Source organism: Kitasatospora sp. NPDC001132 (assembly GCF_053598415.1).
The window spans coordinates 96,348-117,380 of record NZ_JBSFKF010000002.1; the positions used below are offsets into that span (position 1 = coordinate 96,348).

Annotated in this window: 17 protein-coding genes and 2 pseudogenes; 8 read left to right on the forward strand and 11 right to left on the reverse strand. The window is 74.2% G+C overall.

Going from position 1 to position 21,033, the window contains the following annotated elements; all coding sequences use genetic code 11:
- Nucleotides 1-468: 468 nt before the first annotated feature.
- From ACWDBE_RS02650 to ACWDBE_RS02660, 3 genes and pseudogenes are all read right to left on the reverse strand, one after another.
- The gene (locus ACWDBE_RS02650; RefSeq protein ID WP_449787481.1) at nucleotides 469-1,179 is read right to left on the reverse strand and encodes a DUF6461 domain-containing protein; all 711 of its coding nucleotides are present in this window, start codon (nucleotides 1,177-1,179) and stop codon (nucleotides 469-471) included.
- Between the two features lie 189 nt (nucleotides 1,180-1,368).
- Nucleotides 1,369-2,604, reverse strand: a complete 1,236-nt coding sequence (locus ACWDBE_RS02655) for a glycosyltransferase (protein WP_449807022.1) — start codon at nucleotides 2,602-2,604, stop codon at nucleotides 1,369-1,371.
- 468 nt (nucleotides 2,605-3,072) lie between these two features.
- Nucleotides 3,073-4,167 (reverse strand): annotated as a pseudogene (locus ACWDBE_RS02660) (amidohydrolase family protein); the annotation flags it as partial.
- Between ACWDBE_RS02660 and ACWDBE_RS02665 the strand changes: the two are divergent.
- Nucleotides 4,161-4,679 carry an ankyrin repeat domain-containing protein gene (locus ACWDBE_RS02665; protein WP_449807180.1) on the forward strand — a complete coding sequence of 173 codons (519 nt, stop codon included), beginning with the start codon at nucleotides 4,161-4,163 and terminating at the stop codon, nucleotides 4,677-4,679. The pseudogene ACWDBE_RS02660 and the gene ACWDBE_RS02665 overlap by 7 nt on opposite strands.
- A 540-nt stretch (nucleotides 4,680-5,219) precedes the next feature.
- Here ACWDBE_RS02665 and ACWDBE_RS02670 read toward each other — a convergent pair.
- Nucleotides 5,220-5,438, reverse strand: a pseudogene (locus ACWDBE_RS02670) (SRPBCC family protein); the annotation flags it as partial.
- 208 nt (nucleotides 5,439-5,646) lie between these two features.
- Here ACWDBE_RS02670 and ACWDBE_RS02675 point away from each other — a divergent pair.
- The gene (locus ACWDBE_RS02675) at nucleotides 5,647-6,567 is read left to right on the forward strand and encodes a LysR family transcriptional regulator (RefSeq protein WP_449787484.1); all 921 of its coding nucleotides are present in this window, start codon (nucleotides 5,647-5,649) and stop codon (nucleotides 6,565-6,567) included.
- A gap of 113 nt (nucleotides 6,568-6,680) precedes the next feature.
- Here ACWDBE_RS02675 and ACWDBE_RS02680 read toward each other — a convergent pair whose 3' ends face one another.
- Together ACWDBE_RS02680 and ACWDBE_RS02685 are read right to left on the reverse strand one after the other, a co-directional pair.
- The gene (locus ACWDBE_RS02680) at nucleotides 6,681-7,451 is read right to left on the reverse strand and encodes a GNAT family N-acetyltransferase (protein WP_449787485.1); all 771 of its coding nucleotides are present in this window, start codon (nucleotides 7,449-7,451) and stop codon (nucleotides 6,681-6,683) included.
- Nucleotides 7,452-7,582: 131 nt separating this feature from the next.
- Nucleotides 7,583-8,344, reverse strand: a complete 762-nt coding sequence (locus ACWDBE_RS02685) for a crotonase/enoyl-CoA hydratase family protein (protein WP_449787486.1) — start codon at nucleotides 8,342-8,344, stop codon at nucleotides 7,583-7,585.
- Nucleotides 8,345-8,536: 192 nt separating this feature from the next.
- Here ACWDBE_RS02685 and ACWDBE_RS02690 point away from each other — a divergent pair, with 192 nt between their 5' ends.
- The gene (locus tag ACWDBE_RS02690) at nucleotides 8,537-9,871 is read left to right on the forward strand and encodes an aminotransferase-like domain-containing protein (protein WP_449787487.1); all 1,335 of its coding nucleotides are present in this window, start codon (nucleotides 8,537-8,539) and stop codon (nucleotides 9,869-9,871) included.
- A 22-nt stretch (nucleotides 9,872-9,893) separates the two neighbouring features.
- Here the strand turns inward: ACWDBE_RS02690 and ACWDBE_RS02695 are convergent, their stop codons facing one another.
- On the reverse strand, nucleotides 9,894-10,880 hold the full coding sequence (locus ACWDBE_RS02695) for a helix-turn-helix transcriptional regulator (protein WP_449807023.1): 987 nt from the start codon (nucleotides 10,878-10,880) through the stop codon (nucleotides 9,894-9,896).
- 170 nt (nucleotides 10,881-11,050) lie between these two features.
- Here ACWDBE_RS02695 and ACWDBE_RS02700 point away from each other — a divergent pair, with 170 nt between their 5' ends.
- Nucleotides 11,051-11,599, forward strand: a complete 549-nt coding sequence (locus tag ACWDBE_RS02700; protein WP_449807024.1) for a DinB family protein — start codon at nucleotides 11,051-11,053, stop codon at nucleotides 11,597-11,599.
- An 89-nt stretch (nucleotides 11,600-11,688) separates the two neighbouring features.
- Here the strand turns inward: ACWDBE_RS02700 and ACWDBE_RS02705 are convergent, their stop codons facing one another.
- Nucleotides 11,689-11,904 carry a heavy-metal-associated domain-containing protein gene (locus ACWDBE_RS02705; RefSeq protein WP_449787490.1) on the reverse strand — a complete coding sequence of 72 codons (216 nt, stop codon included), beginning with the start codon at nucleotides 11,902-11,904 and terminating at the stop codon, nucleotides 11,689-11,691.
- Between the two features lie 383 nt (nucleotides 11,905-12,287).
- Between ACWDBE_RS02705 and ACWDBE_RS02710 the strand changes: the two genes are divergently transcribed.
- The gene (locus tag ACWDBE_RS02710) at nucleotides 12,288-13,199 is read left to right on the forward strand and encodes a glutaminase (RefSeq protein ID WP_449807181.1); all 912 of its coding nucleotides are present in this window, start codon (nucleotides 12,288-12,290) and stop codon (nucleotides 13,197-13,199) included.
- Nucleotides 13,200-13,285: 86 nt separating this feature from the next.
- On the opposite strand, the gene glmS is transcribed toward ACWDBE_RS02710, so the two are convergent.
- Nucleotides 13,286-15,112 (reverse strand): glutamine--fructose-6-phosphate transaminase (isomerizing), encoded by a 1,827-nt coding sequence (gene glmS, locus ACWDBE_RS02715; RefSeq protein WP_449787491.1) that lies wholly within the window; start codon nucleotides 15,110-15,112, stop codon nucleotides 13,286-13,288.
- Between the two features lie 84 nt (nucleotides 15,113-15,196).
- A complete protein-coding gene (locus ACWDBE_RS02720; protein ID WP_359817625.1) occupies nucleotides 15,197-15,472 on the reverse strand; it encodes a hypothetical protein in 276 nt (91 codons plus the stop codon).
- A gap of 216 nt (nucleotides 15,473-15,688) precedes the next feature.
- On the opposite strand from ACWDBE_RS02720, the gene asnB reads away from it, so the two are divergent.
- The 3 genes from asnB to ACWDBE_RS02735 all read left to right on the forward strand — a co-directional run bounded on the left by asnB (nucleotide 15,689) and on the right by ACWDBE_RS02735 (nucleotide 20,523).
- Nucleotides 15,689-17,539, forward strand: a complete 1,851-nt coding sequence (gene asnB, locus ACWDBE_RS02725; protein WP_449807025.1) for an asparagine synthase (glutamine-hydrolyzing) — start codon at nucleotides 15,689-15,691, stop codon at nucleotides 17,537-17,539.
- Nucleotides 17,540-17,814: 275 nt separating this feature from the next.
- Complete coding sequence (locus ACWDBE_RS02730) at nucleotides 17,815-18,930, forward strand: hypothetical protein (RefSeq protein ID WP_449807026.1); 1,116 nt, start codon at nucleotides 17,815-17,817, stop codon at nucleotides 18,928-18,930.
- A gap of 153 nt (nucleotides 18,931-19,083) precedes the next feature.
- A complete protein-coding gene (locus tag ACWDBE_RS02735) occupies nucleotides 19,084-20,523 on the forward strand; it encodes a pyridoxal phosphate-dependent decarboxylase family protein (protein WP_449787494.1) in 1,440 nt (479 codons plus the stop codon).
- A gap of 253 nt (nucleotides 20,524-20,776) precedes the next feature.
- Here the strand turns inward: ACWDBE_RS02735 and ACWDBE_RS02740 are convergent, their stop codons facing one another.
- A complete protein-coding gene (locus tag ACWDBE_RS02740) occupies nucleotides 20,777-21,004 on the reverse strand; it encodes a hypothetical protein (RefSeq protein ID WP_449787495.1) in 228 nt (75 codons plus the stop codon).
- Nucleotides 21,005-21,033: the final 29 nt, after the last annotated feature.

Sequence of the window (21,033 nt, forward strand, 5' to 3'; positions counted from 1 at the left end):
GGACGGCGTACGCCCGGCGGTCGGTTCGTCGACGCACCGCAGACCCTAGGGGCTGGAGCCCGCCGGTACCGTGCGGAGGCCCACGGACGGGGGCGCGCGCCGAACCGGCTGCCACCGGCCGAACGGGTGAGGGACCGGTCTGCGCGGCCCGGCTGCGCGACGCCTGCCTCCCTCACCCCCTGGTCTCCCCCTGCCGATCGGCAGGGGGAGACCAGGGGTTACGCCTCGGGAACCTCCCGATCGGCACATGTGCGACGGGCCGGCAGCACGCAAGGATGACGGGCATCGGGGCCCCGCCGGTGGGGCCCGGGAAGGAGCCCTGCCGTGACCGCCCTGTTCCTGTTGCTCTTCCTGTCCGCCGTCTTCTGCGTCCGCCTCCGCTTCGCCCTCGGCGCAGGCCTCGGCTCCGCGGACTTCGGCTCCGCAGGCCTCGGCTCCGCAGGCTTCGGAGACAGCCGACGTGCCTCCTCAGCGCAGCGCCATGCCCGGGGTTCCCCGCACCGCGTACGCCGGCAGGCGCAGCCCCCCGAGGGCCGCGCGGGGCAGACTCAGCCCGAAGCGCCGTTCGACGGCGCCGAGGGCACGTCGCCGGGCGGCGCCGTCGGCCTCCCGCCCGGGGTCACAGGAGGTCACGCCGTCGGCCTCCAGGACTCTGGCGGCGACGAGGTCCGGCACCAGCAGGTCCGGCTCCTGGCCCCAGCGCCAACGCTCCTCGCCGAGGCCGAAGCCGCACAGCACGGCGCCGTCGCGGGCGTAGTCGAGCAGGGCCGGCCGCTGCTCCGGCATCGGGCGGAAGTGCACCACCTCGGCTCCGTCACGCGCTATCTCGGTGATCAGCTCACCGCCGGTGGAGTCGCCGTACTCGATCGCGAACGACCAGCCTGCGCACCTGCCGACGCGGATCACGCCGTCGCCGTCGTCACCGGGGCGGTAGACCTCGATGTCCAGGTCCCGGATCTGGGCGTCGCTGATCGGCTCGGTCGCGGTGGCCGGGTCGGCGCCCATCCGGCGGGCGAGCTCCTCGGGCGTGATCCCCCGAGCGAAGACGACGCCGCCGAGCTCACCGTCCGTGTCGGCGCCGCCCGTCGGGCATCGCCCGGTGCCGGGCCCGCCGATCTCCGCGAGCCACTGGATGCCGTCGCCGTCCTGCCCCGCTCCCCCGTGCGTGCCGTCGCTCATGCCGCCCTCCCCTCGCGCGCGGCCTGCGGTGACCGGGCGCGCCGGTGGGCACCCTAACCGACCCGGCCGACAGCCGGACTCCGGTCGCCGGATCACTGCCGGAACCATCCGTACGCGGGCCGACAACCACCCCCGATCGATTGGAAGGGGACTGAGTCAAAGCCGAACTCGCCCGGCCCGAGCCGCCGTTCACCCGGACACGGCCGGCGCCTCCTGTCCCACCGCTTCGAACAGCATCTTCGCGGCGACCATCGCCCCGTCGGTGCGGATGCTGCCGGCCACGGCCTCCGCCCGTGTCCTGGTCTCCGGCGCCAGGGCCCTGGTGAGCGCGGCGGAGAGCGAGTCGACGGTCGGCGTGCGGTCGAGGTGCGCCGCACCGATGCCCAACTCCGCCACTCGGGCGGCCCAGTAGGGCTGGTCCGCGATCCGGGGGACGACCACCTGGGGCACCCCCGCCACGGCCGCGGTCGTCGTGGTGCCCGCGCCGCCGTGGTGGACGACGGCGGCCACCCGGCGGAACAGAGCCTGCTGGTTCACCTCGCCGACGACGTGGCAGTCCTCCCGGCCGTCGATCGGGGCGAGCCCGGCCCAGCCACGAGCGAGGAGCAACCGGCGGCCCTGCGCGCGGGCCGCTTCGACGGCCACCCGCGCGATGCCCTCCGGGGCGTGCGCGGCCATGCTGCCGAAGCCGACGTACACGGGCGGTTCACCGGCGTCCAGGAACGCCTCCAGGTCGGCCGGGAGCGGGCGGTCGTCGGGCAGGATCCACGCCCCGGTCGGCACCACGTCGAGTTCCGTCATGCCCTCGGACGGGCACAGCGTCGGGTCCGCCGCCAGCCATGGCCGCTCGGTGAAGACGTGGTCGCGGACGTTCTCCACCGACGGCAGTCCGATCGCCGCCCGGTGGCTGTTGAGCGCCTCCCCGTACAGCGCGTTCACCCGCTGGGCGTCCTGCTCCCACAGCTTCCGGTAGTCGGTCTCGTCCTCCGGGGACGGCGTTCCCGGCCGCTGCCCGGGCCGGAAGTGCCTCGAGGGCAGCCCGAAGATGTGGAAACAGGCCAGCACGTAGTGGAGGCCCAGCTTCTCGGCGACGTCCCGCGCCCCGGCTGGCATCAGCCCGGTCGCCAGCAGCACGTCACAGCCCTCGGCAGCGGCGGTCAGCGTCTCGAACCGCGCGGCGACCAGCTCGCGGGCAAGCCGGAACGCGTCCTCCGCCGTCGGCGGCTTCGGACCTGCGACCACCGACCGCACCGTCGGGCCGAGCGGCACCAACGGCACCCCGGCCCGCGCCAGTACCGCCACGAACTCCTCGTCCGGCGGCGCACACACCCGCACCTCCGCACCGAGCCCCCGCAGCGCCACCGCCAGCCCGGCCAGCGGCTCGACGTCCCCGCGCGATCCCCACGTCGTCATCAACACACGCATTTCACGACTCCCGTTCCCGCAGGTCATGGCCTTACGGACGGGATTCTGCGACAGATCGGGGGCCTTGCCGCAAGCCCCGGGTCACGCTATAGCTTGATAGTGGCAAGGGGATTGACTCTCCTTGCCCCTTCCTTTGGCCGCGTGGTCCCGCCCGCTCTCCCGAACCGGCCATCCCGTGGCAATCCCGCCGGCCCCAGCGCAGACTCCCGACCGTCCCCAACGGCCCCCGCTGCCCTCGCCAACCCGCAGGACGCGCGCGGCCGTCACCACGCCGGTGACGGTCCGGCCCCGCACCCTGTTGCCGGCCGTCCCGGTCGCCCTCGCCGCGCTCGCCGTCCGGGCGCACGGGTGGGGGCCCGGCGTGGCCTCCGGCTATCTCCCGGTCACCATGATCGGTACGGGCCCACAAGCGGACGGGCCGACGGGCGGACGGGCACGAGACCCGCCCGGCCGGTCCGCGCGCGCCTGTCAGCCCGTGAACCGACCGTCCCGGGCCACCACCCGGCCCGCGCGGACCACCAGTTCGCGCGCCGGCAGGTCGACCACCACCTGCGGCAGGCACTCGCCCGTCACCAGCATGAAGTCGGCGGGCGAGCCCGGCTTCAGGGTGGCGGCCGGCAGGTCCAGCAGTTCGGCGCCGCCGTCGGCCGCCAGCGCGAAGCAGTCGGCCAGCTGCTCGTCGGTGCGGGCGTCGGTGGTCCAGCCGAGCAGGTGGGCGCGGTGCAGGAGGTCGGCGTTGCCGTACGGGCTCCACGAGTCGCGCACGCCGTCCGAGCCGAGGCCGACCCGCACCCCGTGCGCCCGCAGCTCGCGGAACGGCAGCACCTGGTGGGCGGAGGGCGCCACGGTGGTGAGGCCGACTCCGGACTCGGCCAGCTCGGCGGCGAGGTCGGCGAGCGGCGCGCCGGTCAGTTCGGGGACGCAGAAGGCGTGGCTGACGACCACCCGTCCGGCCAGTCCGGCCGCCCTGGTCCGCGCGGCGATCTCGCGCAGCGGGCCGAGGCCGCGCTCGCCCCGGTCGTGCAGGTGGATGTCCAGGCGCAGTCCGTGCTGTTCGGCGAGTCCGAACAGCAGCTCCAGCTGGGCGGGCCCCTCGCCGTCGGAACCCTCGGCCGGGAGGCCGTCGAAGCCCGCCGGGTCGATCCCGCCGATGGCGTCGATCAGGCCGCTCGCCGCCGCTTCGGCGAGCAGCGCGCCCGCGCCGGGCATCCGCCGGACGCCGTGCTGGGGGAAGGCCACCAGCTGGACGTCCAGCACTCCGGCCAGCCGTTCGCGTGCCTCGGCGAGGCCGGTCACCCCGGCCAGTCCGTACGCGGGCGCGACGTCCACGTGGGCCCGCACGGCGCGGTGCCGCGCGTCGTCCTGCAGGCACCGCACCCCGTGCCCTTCCTCCCGTTGCTCGTGCTGGCCACCGGACTGCTGGTGCTCATCGGCCTGCTGCCCTGCCGGATCGGCGGGCAGCCGGTCCGCTACCCCGTGTCCTGGTGACGGCCGCGCGGCAATGACGGCCACACGGCCACTTGGCCGCACGGCCACGACCGGCCTCGCGCCGGTGCCTGTTCCCCACTCTCCTGCCGAACGCCGACGGCCGGGTCGCCGTCGCCCGGCTGCTGGTCGAGGCCGGAGCGGACGTCAACGCGCAGGATCCCCGGCTGAACACCCCCTGGCTGGTCAGCGGCGTCACCGGCAGCGTCCCGATGCTGCGCGCCCTGCTGCCCGGCGGCCCGGACCTCACCCGCCGCAACCGCTACGGCGGGGTGTCGGTGATCCCCGCCGCCGAACGCGGCCACGCCGCCTACGTCCGCGCGGTCCTCGCCGAAACCGCCGTCGACGTCGACCACCTCAACGACCTCGGCTGGACGGCCCTGCTCGAAGCCGTCCTCCTCGGCGACGGCGGCCCGGCACACCAGGAGATCGTCGAGGTCCTGGTGTCCCACGGCGCCGATCCGCTTCTGCCCGACGCCGACGGCGTCACCGCGCGCGCCCACGCCGAGCGCCGTGGCTTCCGCACCATCGCCGCGGCGCTGCGCACGGCGGAGACCGCCCACAATGACGGCACGGGCACTACCGGCTGAAGCCCATCCAGGCCCGACGGACCACGGAACCACGGAACCGCGGAACCGCGGACCGCAAAGGTGAAGACCCCGACCAGGAACCGTGGAACCGGCCCCCGGGTGACTCCCCCGAGTCGGCGGGCGGGCCGGACGGGCACCCAGCCCGCCCCCGCCCGAGGGACCGGGATCAGCGCTCGGGCAAGACCCGATCCCCCTGCTCGGCCAGCGACTTGATGCCGTCGAGGGTGGCCGCCATGCCGGTGCGCAGTCGTTCACCCGGAAGTCGACGATCTTCTCCTCCAGCTCCGGCGTGGCGTCGATGAACAGGCTGGGGCCGCTGCGGCCCGGACCGATCACCACCGACTGGCGCAGCCGGGTGCCGCCGTCCTCGGGGGTCAGCTCGAAGCGCCACCGGGCTAGCGCCCCGAGGAGGTCGGACACCGGCTCGCCGTAGCGGCCGTCCGCGTCCATCACGCCCCAGGCGAAGACGCGCCGGCCGCCCGGCCCGGCCGGTGCCGTCGCCCCGGTCAGCTCGGTGGTCTCGGTCAGCTCGGTGATCTCGGAGACCGTCCGCCAGTCGGGCATGCCCGCGCGGCTGTTGTGCCCCTCGAAGCGGGCGCCCACCGCGGGGCCGTCCGCGCCGTCCAGCCAGGCGACCCGCCGGAGCTCCGGACTGAGCCGGGCGGGCAGGCCGATGTCCGTCACCAGCTCCCACACCCGCTCCACCGGCGCCGCGGCGAACACCTCGCAGTGCGTACCCGGACCTTCGGCGTACCGCATTCCCGTCCCCCCTCTGCCTTCCTACGTCACCGCTCTTGCGCATCGATGCGGGTCGACACCCGCCCGCTGTCCTCGCCGACGTCCGGACGCCGGTGAGGACAGCGGGCGGGTTGCCGCCCTGGGCCCTGGTTCGATGATCGATCCGGCGGAACACCCAAGTCAATCCGCCGATTTACTGGGACACCCCCAAGCGATACCTTGGACCTCCGTGACCATTGACGACCTCCGTGTCTTCGCCGCGGTCTGCCGGGCCGGTTCGCTCAGCGCCGTGGCCCGCGAGCTGAACTGCACCCAGTCCGCCGTCAGCCAGCACGTCAGGCGGCTGGAGCGGGAGGTCGGCCTCGCCCTGATCGAGCGCCACCCGCGCGGGGTCGTCCCCACCACTGCGGGGAGCCTGCTGCGCACGGCGGTCGCCGCCGGCCTCGGCAGCATCGACCACGCGCTGCACCGGATCGCCGAACTCGCCCGCGGCGAGGGCGGATCCGTACGGATCACCACCGGCGCCACCAGCATCCGGCACTTCATGTCCGCGGCCGTGGTGGACTTCCGGCGGCGCTTCCCCCAGGTCAGCCTGGAGTTCCAGACCGAGGTGTCCAGCCGTAGCTGCCTGGAGTCGCTCAACGCCGGGCGGGTCGACCTCGCCTGGATCACCCTCGGCGCCCCGGCCCGGGGCGTCGACCGGCGGCCGGTGGTCGAGCTGCCCTGGGTGCTCGCGGTCGCGGCGGGCGACCCGCTCGCCGCCCGGGCCCGGATCTCGCCCGCCGACCTCCAGGACGCCCGGCTGATCGGGCTGCCGCAGAACTCCGTCTCCCGCTCCCAGGTCGAGGCCTGGCTGGGGAAGTCGGGTATCCGGCCGGTCTTCGACACCAGCGTCGCCGACTGGGACACCGCGATCCTGCTCGCCGAACTCGGCCTCGGCCACGCCGTCGTCCCGGCCCTCCCGCAGTGGCAGGGCCCCGGCCACCCGGGCCTGCGGCTGCTTCCACTGCCCGACCTGCCCGCCCTCACGGCCGGTTGGGCCGTCCGCGACTGGGAGAACCTCGGCCCGCTCGCACGCGCCTTCGCCGACACCGTCGCCACCCACTGCGGCCGCGACGCTCCGCGGCCCGGAGGCCCGGAGGCGGGCTGACCGCGGCGCGGCCGGCCGCCGTCACCCCTCGCCCTCCGGGGCCGTCCGGTCCCCGGCCGACAGGAAGCGGCCGACCGGCGTCCACACGCCGTGCCGCTGTCGCGTAGTCGTCGTCAGCGGCTGTGGAAGGAGTGGCTGCGCCCGATCTGCGCGAAGCCCCGGCGGGCGTACCACTCGCGCGGCCAGTCCACCGCGTCCGCGAGCAGGAACAGCTGCGGGACGCCGGCTTCGGCCGCCAGTGCCAGGCCGGTGGCGAGCAGAGTGTCGCCGTGCCCCGCACCCCGATGCCGTGAGGCGGTCACCAGGTCCTCCAGCTGGGCCAGCTCGAGGGACGGTTCGAGGTAGAGGTCGCTCCAGGCCGCGATCTCGCCGACCGGCGTCCGGGCGGCCAGGAAGTGCACCCCCGCGGCGCCGCGCAGCCGGGCGGCACGGCGGTCGGTGAGCTGCCGGCCGAGTTCCTCGTCCTCGGTCCACTCCCGCTGCTGGCGCAGCACCGCCTCCCGCATCTCGGCCAACTCCACGGGGATTGCGGCCGGTTCGGGCCGCAGGCAGCCGCCCGTCGGCCGAGCCAGGATCACCACGCTCTCCCGCTCGTACCCCGCCGCCGTCAGCACCGGGGCGGCCCGCTCTCCCGAGGCCGGGTCCAGCACCGTGATGCGGTACCGGCCACGCCGCCCCAGCCATCGGGCGGCGAGCTCGGGCAGCATCGCCGGATCGGTGCCCGGCCCCTCGACGATCAGCTGGTTGTGCTCCTCCGAGCGGGCGAACTCGGCGTCTCGTACGGCGAACACCCCTGGGAACTCGGGACGTTCGAGGAGTTCAGCCGCCTGGCGGCGGGCGAATGCGGAGCGGAAGGTGGTCACGCGCGCAAGCAGATCCGACATCCCGCCATGATCACCCCCGCGGCCCCCGCGGGCAACGGCTTTCCCGGGCCCGCACCCCGCGCGCCCCCACACCCCGCACACCACACACCGACAGACCGGCAGACCGCGCCTCACACACCGCCCCCGGCGGACTAACGATCCAGGAAGCGCCGGATCCCGTCCCGCACGCCGTCCGTCGGCACGGTCGCCGCGAAGGCCGCCGCCTCGACCGCCAGCCCCTCGTCGATCGGCAGGTTGATGCCCCGGGTTACGGCCCGCAGGCAGGCGGCCACGGCGGTCGGCGCGTGACGGATGATCCGATCGGCCAAGTCGCGGGCGGTGTCCAGCAGTTCGTCCGCCGGAGCGACTGAGTTGACCAGGCCGAGCTCGGCGGCCCGGGTGGCCGGGATCGGGTCGCCGGTGAGGATCAGCTCCAGACCGTGCTTGCGGCCGACGTGCCGCGGCAGCCGCTGCGAGCCGCCGAAGGGCGGCGGGAAGCCGAGCGAGATCTCGGGCTTGGCGAAGGTCGCGTGCTCGGCCGCGACGGCCAGCGGGGCGGCCTCGGTGATCTCGCAACCGCCCCCGTAGGCCAGGCCGTTGACGGCCACGATGACCGGCTTGGGGAACTCCTCGATCCGCCGGGTGAGGGTGTGCCCGCGCCGGACGAACTCGCGCAGCGCCCGCTCCGGCCCGCCCGCGATGCTGGCCGCCAGCGACGGGATGTCGGCGCCCGCGCTGAACGCCCGCTCGCCGGCGCCGGTGAGGATCACGGCGCGGACGGTGTCGTCGGCGTCGATCAGGTCGAGCTCGGCGAGCAGCGCGTCGATCGTCGGGTAGTCGAGGGCGTTGAGCTTCTTCTCCCGGTCGATGGTGAGGGTGACGACGTGCCGGTCCCGCTCGCTGCGGATGGTCATGGCCGTGTGCTCCGTTCCTGGCCTCGCTGCTGGATGGGACGAGGCTAGGAACACCCGCCCAGGACAATCCACTTATTGTCCTGGATACACTCCGGTACCCGCCCGCACGCCCGGGGCGGGCCTCCGCCCCCAGGAATCCCGCTCCGAGAACTCCACTCCGAGAACTCCACCCCGAGGAACGGCAGGTGCCCCGTGCGGCCGCCCACCTACAAGGCCGTCGTCGACGAGTACGCGGCCGCCATCCGCTCCGGCGCGCTCCCGGCCGGCACCCGGCTGCCGACCCACCGCGCCCTCGCCCGCGAACGGCGGATCGCCCTCGCCACCGCCACCCGGGTCTACGCCGAACTGGCCGCCGCCGGACTGGTGGTGGGCGAGCAGGGGCGCGGCACCTTCGTCCGGCTGCGGTCCGGCTACGACGGCCCCGAACCCTCACGAGCGCTCCCGGTGCCCCGGGTGGCCGACCTCTCCTTCAACCAGCCGCTCGCCCCGGGGCAGGGCGACCAGCTCCGGCAGGCCCTGCGCGCGCTCGCCTCCTCGGGCGACGCCGAGGCCCTGCTGCGCCAGCACCCGCCGGGCGGCCACCGGCACGACCGGGCCGCGGTCGCCACCCACCTGCTGGACCGCGGGATCGACACTCCGCCCGAGAACGTCCTGCTCACCAGCGGCGCGCAGCAGGCCCTGGACTGCGTCCTGCGCACGCTCACCCGCCCCGGGGACGTCCTCGCCGTGGACGCGCTCGGCTACCCGGGCATCAAGCTGCTCGCCACCGCCCACGGACTGGACCTCGCCCCCGTACCGGCCACCGCCGCGGGCCCGGACCTCGACGCGCTCGACCGGCTCTGCCGCACCCGGCCGGTGCGGGCGGTGTACACCCAGCCCACCGTCCACAACCCGCTCGGCTGGGTGCTCGACGCGGCGCAGCGCGAGCGCCTCGTCCGGCTCGCCGCCGACCACGGCTTCACCCTCGTCGAGGACGGCACCTACGCCTTCCTGGAGGCCGCACCGCCCCCGCCCCTGCACACCCTCGCCCCCGAGCGCACCTGCTACCTCGCAGGCCTCTCCAAGAGCGTGGCACCCGGTCTGCGGTTCGGCTTCGCCGTCCTGCCCACCCACCTGGTCCGGGCCGCCACCACCAACCTGCGCACGGCGGCCTGGGGCGCCCCCGGGCTGATCACCGCCCTCGCCACCGGCTGGCTCACCGACGGCACGGTCGCCCGGCTGGAACGGGAACGCCGTACGGACGCCGCCGCCCGCCAGTCCATCGCCCGCACCGCCCTGGCCGGCCTGCCGACCACCGCCCACCCCACCTCGTACATCGTCTGGCTCACCCTCGAACCCCACCAGCGCCCGGACCACGCGGCCGCCGCCCTGGCCGCCGAGGGCATCCTGATCTCCACCGCCGACGCCTTCGCCACCACCCCCCACCACCCCAACGCCCTCCGCCTCGCCCTCGCCACACCCCCGCTCCCCACCCTTCCCGCCGTCCTCACCCACCTCCGCACCACCCTCGAAGCCATCGCCCCCTGACTCCCCCCCAGCCGGCACGGCATCAGAAGTCGGCCTCGCCGACTTCTCCCTCCCCCGCCGCGCGGGCGAAGCGGGTGCTCCAGTCGGCGAGCAGGCTCCGCAGGGCGGGTGGGGCGAGTACGTGGAACTCGGCGCCGAGGGAGCCCAGGGCCATGGCGGGCCAGTCGAGGGAGTCGGCCGTCATCCGCAGGCGGCAGCGGTCGGGGGTGACGGGTTCCACGGTGGCCCAGCGGCCGACGCGGGCGCGGACGTGGTCGGCCGGCGCCTCGACGAGGGCCTCCACGAGGTGCGGCCGGGGCATGCCCTGGAGGCCCGCGCGGACGAACTCCGCCGCGTCGGCGGCCGGGAGGGCGCGCGGGGCGAAGCGGGCGCCGCTGCCGGACGGGGCGGTGAGGCGGTCGATGCGGAAGCTGCGCCAGTCGGCCCGGTCGAGGTCGTACGCCACCAGGTACCAGCGGCGGTTCAGGCAGACCAGCCGGTGCGGTTCGACGTGCCGCTCCGTGCCGCGCCCGTCGGCGGCCGTGTAGGAGAACCGCACCCGTTCGCCGTCCCGGCAGGCGAGCGCCACCACGGTCAGGACGTCCGGGTCGACCCCCGCGCCCGCCCCGGTCCCCCAGTCCACCGGGACGGTCACCGCGCGCAGTGCCTCCACCCGTCGGCGCAGCCGGACCGGCATCATCTGGACCACCTTCGCCAGCACCCGCACCGAGGCCTCGGCGATTCCCTCCACCGGGCTCTCGGCCGCCGCCTGCAGGCCCACCGCGAGGGCCACCGCCTCCTCGTCGTCGATCACCAGCGGCGGCAGCGCCGCGCCCGCCGCCAGCTGGTAGCCGCCGTCGACGCCGCGCTGCGCCTCGACGGGGTAGCCGAGTTCGCGCAGCCGGTCGATGTCGCGGCGCAGGGTGCGGACGGAGACGCCGAGCCGGTCGGCCAGTTCCTCGCCCGGCCAGTACCGGTGGGTCTGGAGCAGGGAGAGCAGTCGCAGCGTCCGGGTGCTCGTGTTGGCCATGCCCCGATTCTCCCGGGATTCAGGACAGGAAGTGGCCGCAATGGTCGGTAGCGTTGTTCTTGTCCGAGGGAGCAGGACCCGAGCAGGACCCACAAGACCCGCAGAACCAGAGCAAAACCACAGCAAGACCTAGCAGGAACCGTGCAGGACCCGAGCGAAAGGCCGTCACGATGACCACGTCCACCACCCCCGCCGCCACCCCCCGGACCCTCACCGGCGAGCGCGCCGACCTCCTGGGGGCCCTGGAGAAGCAGCGGCATTTCCTGCGATTCACCACCCGCGACCTCACCGACGAGCAGGTCGGCCTGCGGACCTGTGCGAGCGAGCTGTGCCTGGGCGGCCTGATCAAGCACGTGACCAGCGTCGAGCGGCTCTGGGCGGAGTTCATCGTGCAGGGGCCGTCCGCGATGCCCGACTTCACCAGTTGGACCGAGGAGGACTTCGCCCGCCGCGCGGACGAGTTCCGCATGCTGCCCGGCGAGACGCTGGCCGGTGTGCTCGCGGCGTACGCCGAGGTCGCCCGCCGCACCGACGAGCTGGTGGCCGGCCTCCCCGACCTGGACGCCACCCAGCCGCTGCCGAAGGCCCCCTGGTTCGAGCCGGACGCCGAGTGGTCGGCCCGCCGGGTGCTGCTGCACATCGCCAACGAGACCGCCCAGCACGCCGGCCACGCCGACATCATCCGCGAGTCGCTGGACGGCGCGAAGAGCATGGGCTGAGCCGGTCCCGGACCGGCCGGGGTCCGTCGGCAGCCGCCGCCGGGCCCCGGGACCCACGGACCTGCCCCGGAAGCGCCCCGGAACCGCCCTCAGGCCCGCCCGACGAAGGTGAACCCGGCGCCGTCGACCACGTCGCGGACCAGGGCCTCGTCCAGCGGCTGCGCGGAGGCCACGGTGACCCGCCCGCTCGGTGCGTCGGCGCTGACGTCGGTGACACCCGGCAGGACGGCGAGTCCGGCGCTGACCGTCTTCTCGCAGTGGCCGCAGCTCATGCCGTCGACGGCGAAAACAGCGGTGGTGGACATGGCGGCGCCTCCGATGGCAGGTCAGACGGAACGAGGTCGACCCGGACGGATCGACCTGCCCCCACCACACCCGAATCCGACGGCGGCGCCCAGGGACACGCCGCCCGGGTGACACCATCGAGCGGTTCCGGGAACCGCCCGGGCCTCCCGTCCGACTGGCGTCCGCACGGCGGCCATCCGGCCACCACCGCCCTTCCGCCCGTCCAGGCCCCGAGCAAAGCGCCCTGACCTGCCGACACCCGCCCCCCCGTGCCGGCCCGCCTGCCGAAAGACGGATAATCCTGGTCGGACCGGACGCACCGCACCGCGCGCCCGGTCCCGGTCGTGTTCCAGTCGGTGCCGGTGGAGGAGAAGCGTTGAACGGTGTGCCCGGCGGGGAGATCCTGGACTGGCCGGTGCTGCTGGAGGCCGCCGAGGCGGCCGCCCGCGCGACCACGGGCCGGGGCCGGGTCGCCGACTACATCCCGGCCCTCGCCAGCGCCGACCCGGAGGCCTTCGGCATGGCCGTGGCCACCGTCGACGGGGAGCTGCACGGCGTCGGGGACTGGGAGCAGCCGTTCTCCGTGCAGAGCGTCTCCAAGCTGTTCTCGCTCGCCCTCGCGGTGGCCTACGGCGGCGACACGCTCTGGCGTGGCGTCGGCCGCGAGCCGTCCGGCAACCCGTTCAACTCCCTGGTGCAGCTGGAGACCGAGCACGGCATCCCGCGCAACCCGTTCATCAACGCGGGCGCCCTGGTGGTCACCGACCGCCTCCAGACCATGACCGGCGACGCCTCGGGCGCGGTACGGGAGTTCCTGCGCCGCGAGTCCGGCAACCCGCTGCTCGACACGGACCCGGTGGTCGCCGCCTCGGAGGCCGAACACGGCCACCGCAACGCCGCGCTGGCCCACTTCATCGCCAGTCACGGCAATCTGGAGAACCCGGTCGAGACCGTCCTGGAGCACTACTACGCCCACTGCGCGGTCGCCACCAGCTGCCGCGACCTCGTCCTGGCCGGTTCCTTCCTCGCCCGCTACGGCGTGCGCGCCGACGGCACCCGGCTGATGTCCCGCAGCGAGGCCAAGCGGATCAACGCCGTCCTGCTCACCTGCGGCACCTATGACGCCGCCGGCGAGTTCGCCTTCCGCGTGGGCCTGCCCGGCAAGAGCGGCGTCGGCGGCGGCGTCCTCGCCATACTCCCCGGCCGCGCGGCCGTCTGCGCCTGGGGCCCGCGCCTGGACCAGGCCGGCAACTCCGTCGCCGCGGTCGCCGCCCTGGACACCCTGACCACCCTCTCCGGCTGCTCGGTGTTCTGATCCCCGGTGGGGAACCGGGCCCCGGCCGTCCGCACAGCGACCGGGACCCGGTGGTTCGAAGGGCGGCCGACCGCCCTCGGGGAGGGCTACTCCACCGTCACGCTCTTCGCCAGGTTGCGCGGCTTGTCCACGTCGCGGCCGAGGGAGACGGCGGCGTGGTAGGCCAGCAGCTGGAGCGGGATGTTGAGCAGCAGCGGGTCCAGCTCGGGCTCGCTCTTGGGCACCAGGATGCAGTGGTCCGCGAGCTTCTCCTCGGGCCGCCGGTGGGCGACCGCGATGACCCGCCCGGAGCGGGCCTTGATCTCGCCCAGCGTGGTCAGGTTCTTGTCCAGCAGCTCGTCGTCCGGAACCAGTGCCACGGTGGGCAGTTCGGGGCTGATCAGCGCCAGCGGGCCGTGCTTGAGCTCACTCGCCGGGTAGGCCTCGGCGTGCACGTAGGAGATCTCCTTGAGCTTCTGCGCGCCCTCGCGGGCCACCGGGAAGCCGCGCACCCGGCCGATGAACATCATGCCCGTCGACTCGGCGTACTCGGCGGCGAGTCCGGCGATCGCCTCGCTCTGCTCCAGCACCTCGCGGATCTGGTCGGGCAGCGCCTGGAGCGCCGAGACGATCCGGCGCCCGTCGGCGGGCGACAGGTCGTGGATGCGCCCGAAGTGCAGGGCGAGCAGCGCGAAGGCGACCACGGTGGAGGTGAAGGCCTTGGTCGAGGCGACGGAGACCTCGGGACCGGCGTGCAGGTAGATACCGCCATCACACTCTCGGGCGATAGCGCTGCCCACGGTGTTGACGACGCCGAGCACCCGGCCGCCCTTGCGCTTGATCTCCTGGACGGCGGCCAGCGTGTCGTAGGTCTCACCGGACTGGCTGACCGCGACGTACAGGGTGTCCGCCTCGATCACCGGGTTGCGGTAGCGGAACTCCGAGGCCGGCTCGCTGTGCGCGGGGATGCGGGCCAGCTCCTCGATCAGCTGCGCGCCCATCTCGCCCGCGTAGTAGGCCGATCCGCAGCCGAGGATCTTCACCCGGCGGATCTCGCGCAGCTCCCGGGCGTCCAGGTTGAGGCCGCCGAGGTGGGCGGTCGCGAAGCGCTCGTCGAGGCGGCCGCTCAGGGTGCGCTCGACCGAGCCGGGCTGCTCGTGGATCTCCTTGAGCAGGAAGTGCTCGAAGCCGCCGGTGTCGTAGGAGTCGACCTCCCAGTCCACGGTGGACGGCTGGCGGTGCGTGGTGCGGGCGTCCGCGGTGAAGGTGCGGAAGCCGTCGGCCCGGACGGTGGCGAGCTCGCCGTCCTCCAGGTGGACGACCTGGCGGGTGTAGCGGACCAGCGCGGAGACGTCCGAGGCGGCGAACATCTCCTTCTCGCCGATGCCCAGCACGATCGGGCTGCCGTTGCGGGCGACGACGATGCGGTCCGGCCGCTCGGCGTCGAGCACCGCGATGCCGTAGGTGCCGACCACCCGGCTCAGCGCGGCGCGCACCGCGTCCTCCAGCTCCACGCCCTCGGCGACGTTCGCCGCGATCAGGTGGGCGAGCACCTCGGTGTCGGTCTCGGAGTGGAACACGGCGCCGTCGGCGGTGAGCTTGGCGCGCAGCTCGTCGGCGTTCTCGATGATGCCGTTGTGGACGACGGCGATCCGCTCGGCGTTGTCCAGGTGGGGGTGGGCGTTGGCGTCGCTGGGGACGCCGTGGGTGGCCCAGCGGGTGTGGCCGATGCCGGTGGTGCCCTTGAACCGGGCCGGCACGGCGGCGGCCAGGTCGGCGACCCGGCCCTTCACCTTGCGGAGCTTGATCCCGCCGCTGCGCCCGGTGACGGCGACACCGGCCGAGTCGTAGCCGCGGTACTCCAGCCGCGCCAGCCCCTCCAGCAGGAAGGGGGTCGCGTCCTTGGGGCCGATGTAGGCCACGATTCCGCACATGCGTGGTCTCCTCTTCGAAGTCTTCGGAAGGTCGGGAACGGCGGTCCGGTCGGAAGGAACGGCGGATCGGCCGGATCGGACGGCTCAGCCGTAGACGATCCGCCGCAGCTGGCGGGCCGACAGCTCCGGCGCCGAGACCCGGCGCTGCGGCAGCTCCTCGGCGAGCCGGGCGAAGATCCGCTCGTTGGTCAGACCGCGTGCCTGGAGCTCGGTGTGGCGGCGGCGCACGTACTCCTCGGTGCTCTCGGAGAAGTACGCCAGCACCTCCGCCACGACCCGCGCCGCCTCCCGGGGCCCGAGCGGGCTGGTCCGGGTGAGGTGGGCGAGGAGGTCTTCGTGAGGGTGGGATGAGCTCGGCACGAATGAGGAGCCTAGGTCGGGCTCCCCGCCGAAGCCAAAGTTTCTGCCCGAAATCGGGCAGACATTACGACTTTCAGACCACGTTCACGCCTCCTTCACATTCGACCGCCGATCGGCCACCCGGTCACCCCCGTTCTCGAAAGCCCCTTGAAGCGACGCCAACTCCGCACGTAGCGTGACCCCCTGAACACGAAGCGGAAGACCGGAGGCTTGCGGATGTGCGGGATCACCGGATGGGTCGCGTTCGAGCGCGACCTCACCGCCGAACGGGGGGTCATCGAGGCGATGACGGCCACCCAGGTCCGTCGCGGCCCGGACGCCGGCGGCGTACACCTGGAGCCGCACGCCGCGCTCGGCCACCGCCGGCTCGCGGTGATCGACATCGCGGGCGGCGTCCAGCCGATGACGGTCGAGCACGACGGCCGGACGCTGGCCGTGCTCACCTACAGCGGAGAGGTCTACAACCACCGCGAACTGCGCGCGGACCTGGAGGCGGCCGGGCACCGCTTCCGCACCCGCAGCGACACCGAGGTCGTGCTGCGCGCCTACCTGGAGTGGGGCGAGCACCTGGCCGAGCGGCTCAACGGCATGTTCGCCTTCGCGATCTGGGACGTGCGGCGCGAGGAACTGCTGCTGGTCCGCGACCGGATGGGCGTCAAGCCCCTGTACCTCCACCGCACCCCGGACGGCGTGATCTTCGGCTCCGAGGTCAAGGCCCTGCTCGCCCACCCCGCCGTCCGCCCGGTGGTGGACCTGGACGGGCTGCGCGAACTGCTCGGCTACACCCGCACCCCCGGCCTCACCCCGTACCGGGACATCCACGAGGTCCGGCCCGGGCACGTGGTGCGGGTGCGCCGCGAGGGCCTCACGGTGCGCCGCTACTGGGCGCTGGAGGCGCGCGAGCACCGCGACAGCCTGGAGGCCACCGTCGCCACCGTCCGGGCCCTGCTGGACGACATCATGCACCGCCAGCTGGAGGCGGACGTCCCGCTCTGCTCGCTGCTCTCCGGCGGCCTGGACTCCAGCGCCGTCACCGCCCTCGCCTCCCGGACGCTGGGCGCCGCCGGGGCCGGCCCGGTGCGCTCCTTCTCCGTCGGCTTCGCCGGGCAGAGCGAGACCTTCCACGCCAACGACGTCCGGCAGACCCAGGACGGCCCGTTCGCCCGGCTGCTCGCCGAGCACGTGGGCGCCGACCACAGCGTCGTCGAGCTGGACGCCGCCGACCTGACGGACCCGTCCCGGCGCTCCGCCGTGCTGCGCGCCCGTGACCTGCCCAACGGCGTCGGCGACATGGACACCTCGCTGCTGCTGCTCTTCCGGGGCGTGCGCCGGCACTCCACCGTCGCGCTGTCCGGCGAGTCCGCGGACGAGCTCTTCGGCGGCTACCGCTGGTTCCACGACCCCGAGACCATCGCCGTCGAGGACTTCCCCTGGGCGCTCGGCCTCACCGGCATCGCCGGCGGCGGAGCCACCCCGCGCGAGTACCTCCTGGACGCCGAACTGCTCCGCAAGCTCGACCTGGACGGCTACCGCAGGGCCCGCTACCGCGAGGCGATCGCCGAGGTCCCGCACCTGCCGGCGGCGGATCCGCTGGAACGGCGGATGCGCGAGATCTCGTACCTCAACCTGACCCGCTTCGTCTGCATCCTGCTCGACCGCAAGGACCGGATGAGCATGGCCAACGGCCTGGAGGTCCGGGTGCCGTTCTGCGACCACCGGCTGGTCCAGTACGTCTTCAACGCCCCGTGGGCGATGAAGACCTTCGACGGGCGGGAGAAGAGCCTGCTGCGCGCCGCCGTCCGGGACGTGCTGCCGCCCGCGGTCGCCGAGCGGCCCAAGAGCCCGTACCCCGTCACCACGGACCCGCACTATCCGGCGAAGCTGCGCGCCGAACTGGCCCGGCTCGCCGTCGAGCGCACCTCACCGGCCCTGGACCTGCTCGACCGGCGGCGCCTGACCGACGCGCTCGCCCCGGACACCGACCCGCAGTCCGTCCGGCTGGCCGTGGACCTCGCGCTGGACTTCGACGCCTGGCTGACGGAGTACCGGGTGACGCTGGAGCTGTGAACGCGGGCGCCCCACGGGCCCCCGGGAGAGGCCCGCGGGGCGCCGGGGCGCCGGGGCGCGGGTGCCACCACCCGGACGGCGCAGTTGGCGACGCCCGCGCCCCCATACTCCGTCCGGGTGATTGTGCGGAGCCCCATCCCGCCGGGCCCCGCGGTCCCCCGGTGCGGTAGCGTCGCCGACACCTCCCGAACGGCGGGCGAATACGCGGATTACCCGCTCATCTGCCGTCAGGATGGAAGCGAAACGTTCACCTCGATCCGCCGGGGGATCCCGTCATGCAGCCGCGAGTCTTCGCGATTCTCACCGCCCTGCTCCTGGGCGTCCTGGGCCTGGGGTCGGTGGCCGTCACCGACTGGTCGCCCGCGGCGGCCACCGCGCCCCAGGCCGCCGCCCCCGGGGGCACCGCCGCCGGCGCCAAGCCGGCCGCGGCCGGTGCCGCGAGCGCCACCCCGACCGGCGACCCGGCGGTGTGGACCCGCTCCACGCTGCGCAACAAGCTGATGGCCGAGATGGACGCCACCGACCCCGGCGTCGCCCTGGCCGACCTCGACAAGATCACCAAGGAGAAGCCGTACACCGTGCGCTTCTGCCACCCGATCGCGCACGAGCTCGGCCACGCGGCGGTCAAGCGCTTCAACGCCGACTTCCAGAAGGTCATCTCCTTCCCGCACGAGACCTGCGCGGCCGGCTACCTGCACGGCGCGGTCGAGGAGATGCTCAACGCCTCCACCCAGCCCGAGACGGACCTGCTCAAGCTCTGCGCGCCCAAGAACAACGGCCCCTGCATCCACGGCGTCGGCCACGGCACGATGTTCGTCGCCAAGCAGGACGTCGCCAAGGCCCGCGACCTGTGCAACAGGTTCCCCTCCGACCAGAACCGGATCCGCTGCTCCGAGGGCCTGTTCATGCAGCTCTTCGGCCCCGACGAGGAGGACGAGCAGGCCAAGGCCAACCTCCCGGCGGACAAGCTCGCCCAGGACCCGCTCTACCCGTGCAAGGACCAGCCGGCGCTGTTCCAGTCCGCCTGCTTCTTCTACGCCCCGACCTTCTACCTGTCCTCGCACGACTACCCGAACCACCCCGAGGTCTACGCCGAGGCCCTCAAGTGGTGCCTCAACGGCAAGGCCGGCGGCGGAGCGGTGGACTGCAGCCGCGGCGTCGGCTCGCGCACCATGAAGTACAACCTGGACCGCGAGGACTGGGCGGCCCAGCAGTGCGCCACCGCCGCCGACGGCTGGCAGCGCAAGGCCTGCGCCGAGGGCCTGGTCAGCTACTACACCGTCAACTACACCGACGGGGGCGCGGCAGGACGGCTCTGCGCCAAGATCACCAACAAGGAGATGCAGGGCTACTGCCGCTCGGCGAGCGGCCTGTCCAGCTCGCTGGACTGAGCCCCGGTCACCCGGACCGACACCCCGCTCTCAGCACGAGGGCCCGCGCCGCACGGCGCGGGCCCGTTTGCGTAGGATCACCCGATCATCGCCTGATCAGGGTGCGCCAAGGACGCCGCGCCCCGCCCCTCCCCGGCCTCCCTGGAGCACGCCATGACCACCGAGGACATCCCCGGCGCCGATTTCCGCCGTGCCGCCCATGCCACCGCCGACCTGGTCTCCGACTACCTCGCCGAACTTCCCGGGCGCCCGGTCTGGCAGCCCATGGACGAGGCCGCCCGACGGGCCCTGCTCGACGCCCCGCTGCCCGCCGAGGGCCGCCCGCTCGACGAGCTGGTCGGCGCCATCGGGCGGGACGTCCTCCCGTACCCGATGGGCAACGGCAACCCGCGCTTCTTCGGCTGGGTCAACTCCGCCCCCGCCCCCGCCGGGGTGCTCGCCACCCTCGCCGCCTCCGCGATGAACCCCAGCTCGGCCGGCGGCGACCACGCCGACGTCCACCTGGAGCGCACCGTGGTCCGCTGGACAGCCGAGCTGGTCGGCTTCCCGCACCCGACCGGCGGCGGCCTGCTCACCTCCGGCACCTCGATGGCGACCATCGTCTGCCTCGCCGCCGCCCGCAACCGCGCCGCCCGGCGGGCCGGCCGGGACGTCCGCGAGGAGGGCCTGGCCGGCCTGCCCCCGCTGGTCGGCTACGTCACCGGCGAGACCCACTCCTGCGTCCGCAAGGCCGCCGAACTCCTCGGCCTCGGCAGCCGCCACCTGCGCACCGTGGCCACCGCCCCCGACGGCCGACTGGACACCTCCGATCTGCGGTCGGCCATCGAGCGCGACCGCGCGGCCGGCCTGCTGCCCTTCCTGGTGGTCGCCTCGGCCGGCACCGTCGGCGCCGGCGCGGTGGACGAGTTCGGCCCGATCGCCGACCTCTGCGAGGAGCAGGGCCTCTGGCTGCACGTGGACGGCGCGTACGGCGCCTTCGGCCGGCTCGACCCGGCCATCGCCCACCGCTACGCCGGACTGGAGCGCGCCGACTCACTCGCCCTCGACCCGCACAAGTGGCTCGGCGTCCCGGTCGACTGCGGCTGCGCGCTGGTCCGCGACACCGAGGAACTGCGCGGCACCTTCAGCCTCGTCCCGTCCTACCTGCGCGACGAGTCGGCCGGCGCGCTCGGCTGGTTCTCCGAGTACGGAACCGAGCAGACCCGCCCCTTCCGAGCCCTCAAGGTCTGGGCCACCATCGCCCACAAGGGCCGCGCCGGCCTCGCCCAGGACATCGCCCACTGCACCGCGCTGGCCCGACGACTCGGCGAACTCATCAAGGCGGACGAGGAGTTGGAGCTGCTCGCCGAGGTGCAGACCTCGATCGTGGCGTTCCGCCACCGCGCCCCCGGACTGGACGAGGCCGCCCGCGACTCCCTCAACCGCGACCTCCCCGTCGCCGTCCAGCGGCGCGGCCGGGTCTTCGTCACCGGCGCCCGCCTCGGCGCCGCCGAGATGCTCCGCGCCTGCTTCCTCAACGCCGCCACCACGGAGGACGACCTGCACCTCCTGCTCGCCGAGGTCAAGGCCGCGGCCGCCGAACTGCTCGGATAGCGGCACCGGATCCGCGCCCACCGCCCCGGCCCGCCTTGCGGGCGCGGATCCGGCCGGCGGTCAGTCCCGCGCCTCAGTCCTCCGCCTCGACCTCGACCTCGACCTCGACCAGGAACTCGTTCACGGAAAGGCTCCGTTCTCCAGGGGTCCGCGGCGGGGTCACACCTCTCGCCGCCCTTCGCACTACCAGGTCTCGCAACTGCCCTGAGCCGCCCTCACCGCGCCGGCGGGGGCGCGGTGAGGGCGGGCCGGCTCAGCCCCGCCCGGCGGGGCGCACCGTGCAGGCCGCGTTGGCGAGCATCGGCCCGAAGCCGCCGAGCAGGGCGCCGATCACCTGGTGGCAGGCGGCGGCCTCCTCGGGCGTCTTGGGGCCGTTGTCGGCGGCGCCGGCCGGCCGGGCGAGGGCGAGCGGCACGGCCAGCAGCAGGGCGCAACAGGCCGTCGCCAGTGCGGAGTTCCTCACGGACGTGGAAGCGGACATCGGAAAGCCCCTTCGGAAGGAGTCGGGAT

Coding starts and splice junctions, on each gene's coding strand:
- ACWDBE_RS02740 (WP_449787495.1), bottom strand. CDS start 21,004: ATGTCCGCTTCCACGTCCGTGAGGAACTCCGCACTGGCGACGGCCTGT.
- asnB (WP_449807025.1), top strand. CDS start 15,689: ATGTGCGGGATCACCGGATGGGTCGCGTTCGAGCGCGACCTCACCGCC.
- ACWDBE_RS02695 (WP_449807023.1), bottom strand. CDS start 10,880: ATGGCCAACACGAGCACCCGGACGCTGCGACTGCTCTCCCTGCTCCAG.
- ACWDBE_RS02700 (WP_449807024.1), top strand. CDS start 11,051: ATGACCACGTCCACCACCCCCGCCGCCACCCCCCGGACCCTCACCGGC.
- ACWDBE_RS02650 (WP_449787481.1), bottom strand. CDS start 1,179: ATGAGCGACGGCACGCACGGGGGAGCGGGGCAGGACGGCGACGGCATC.
- ACWDBE_RS02730 (WP_449807026.1), top strand. CDS start 17,815: ATGCAGCCGCGAGTCTTCGCGATTCTCACCGCCCTGCTCCTGGGCGTC.
- ACWDBE_RS02655 (WP_449807022.1), bottom strand. CDS start 2,604: ATGCGTGTGTTGATGACGACGTGGGGATCGCGCGGGGACGTCGAGCCG.
- ACWDBE_RS02685 (WP_449787486.1), bottom strand. CDS start 8,344: ATGACCATCCGCAGCGAGCGGGACCGGCACGTCGTCACCCTCACCATC.
- ACWDBE_RS02705 (WP_449787490.1), bottom strand. CDS start 11,904: ATGTCCACCACCGCTGTTTTCGCCGTCGACGGCATGAGCTGCGGCCAC.
- ACWDBE_RS02735 (WP_449787494.1), top strand. CDS start 19,084: ATGACCACCGAGGACATCCCCGGCGCCGATTTCCGCCGTGCCGCCCAT.
- ACWDBE_RS02680 (WP_449787485.1), bottom strand. CDS start 7,451: ATGTCGGATCTGCTTGCGCGCGTGACCACCTTCCGCTCCGCATTCGCC.
- glmS (WP_449787491.1), bottom strand. CDS start 15,112: ATGTGCGGAATCGTGGCCTACATCGGCCCCAAGGACGCGACCCCCTTC.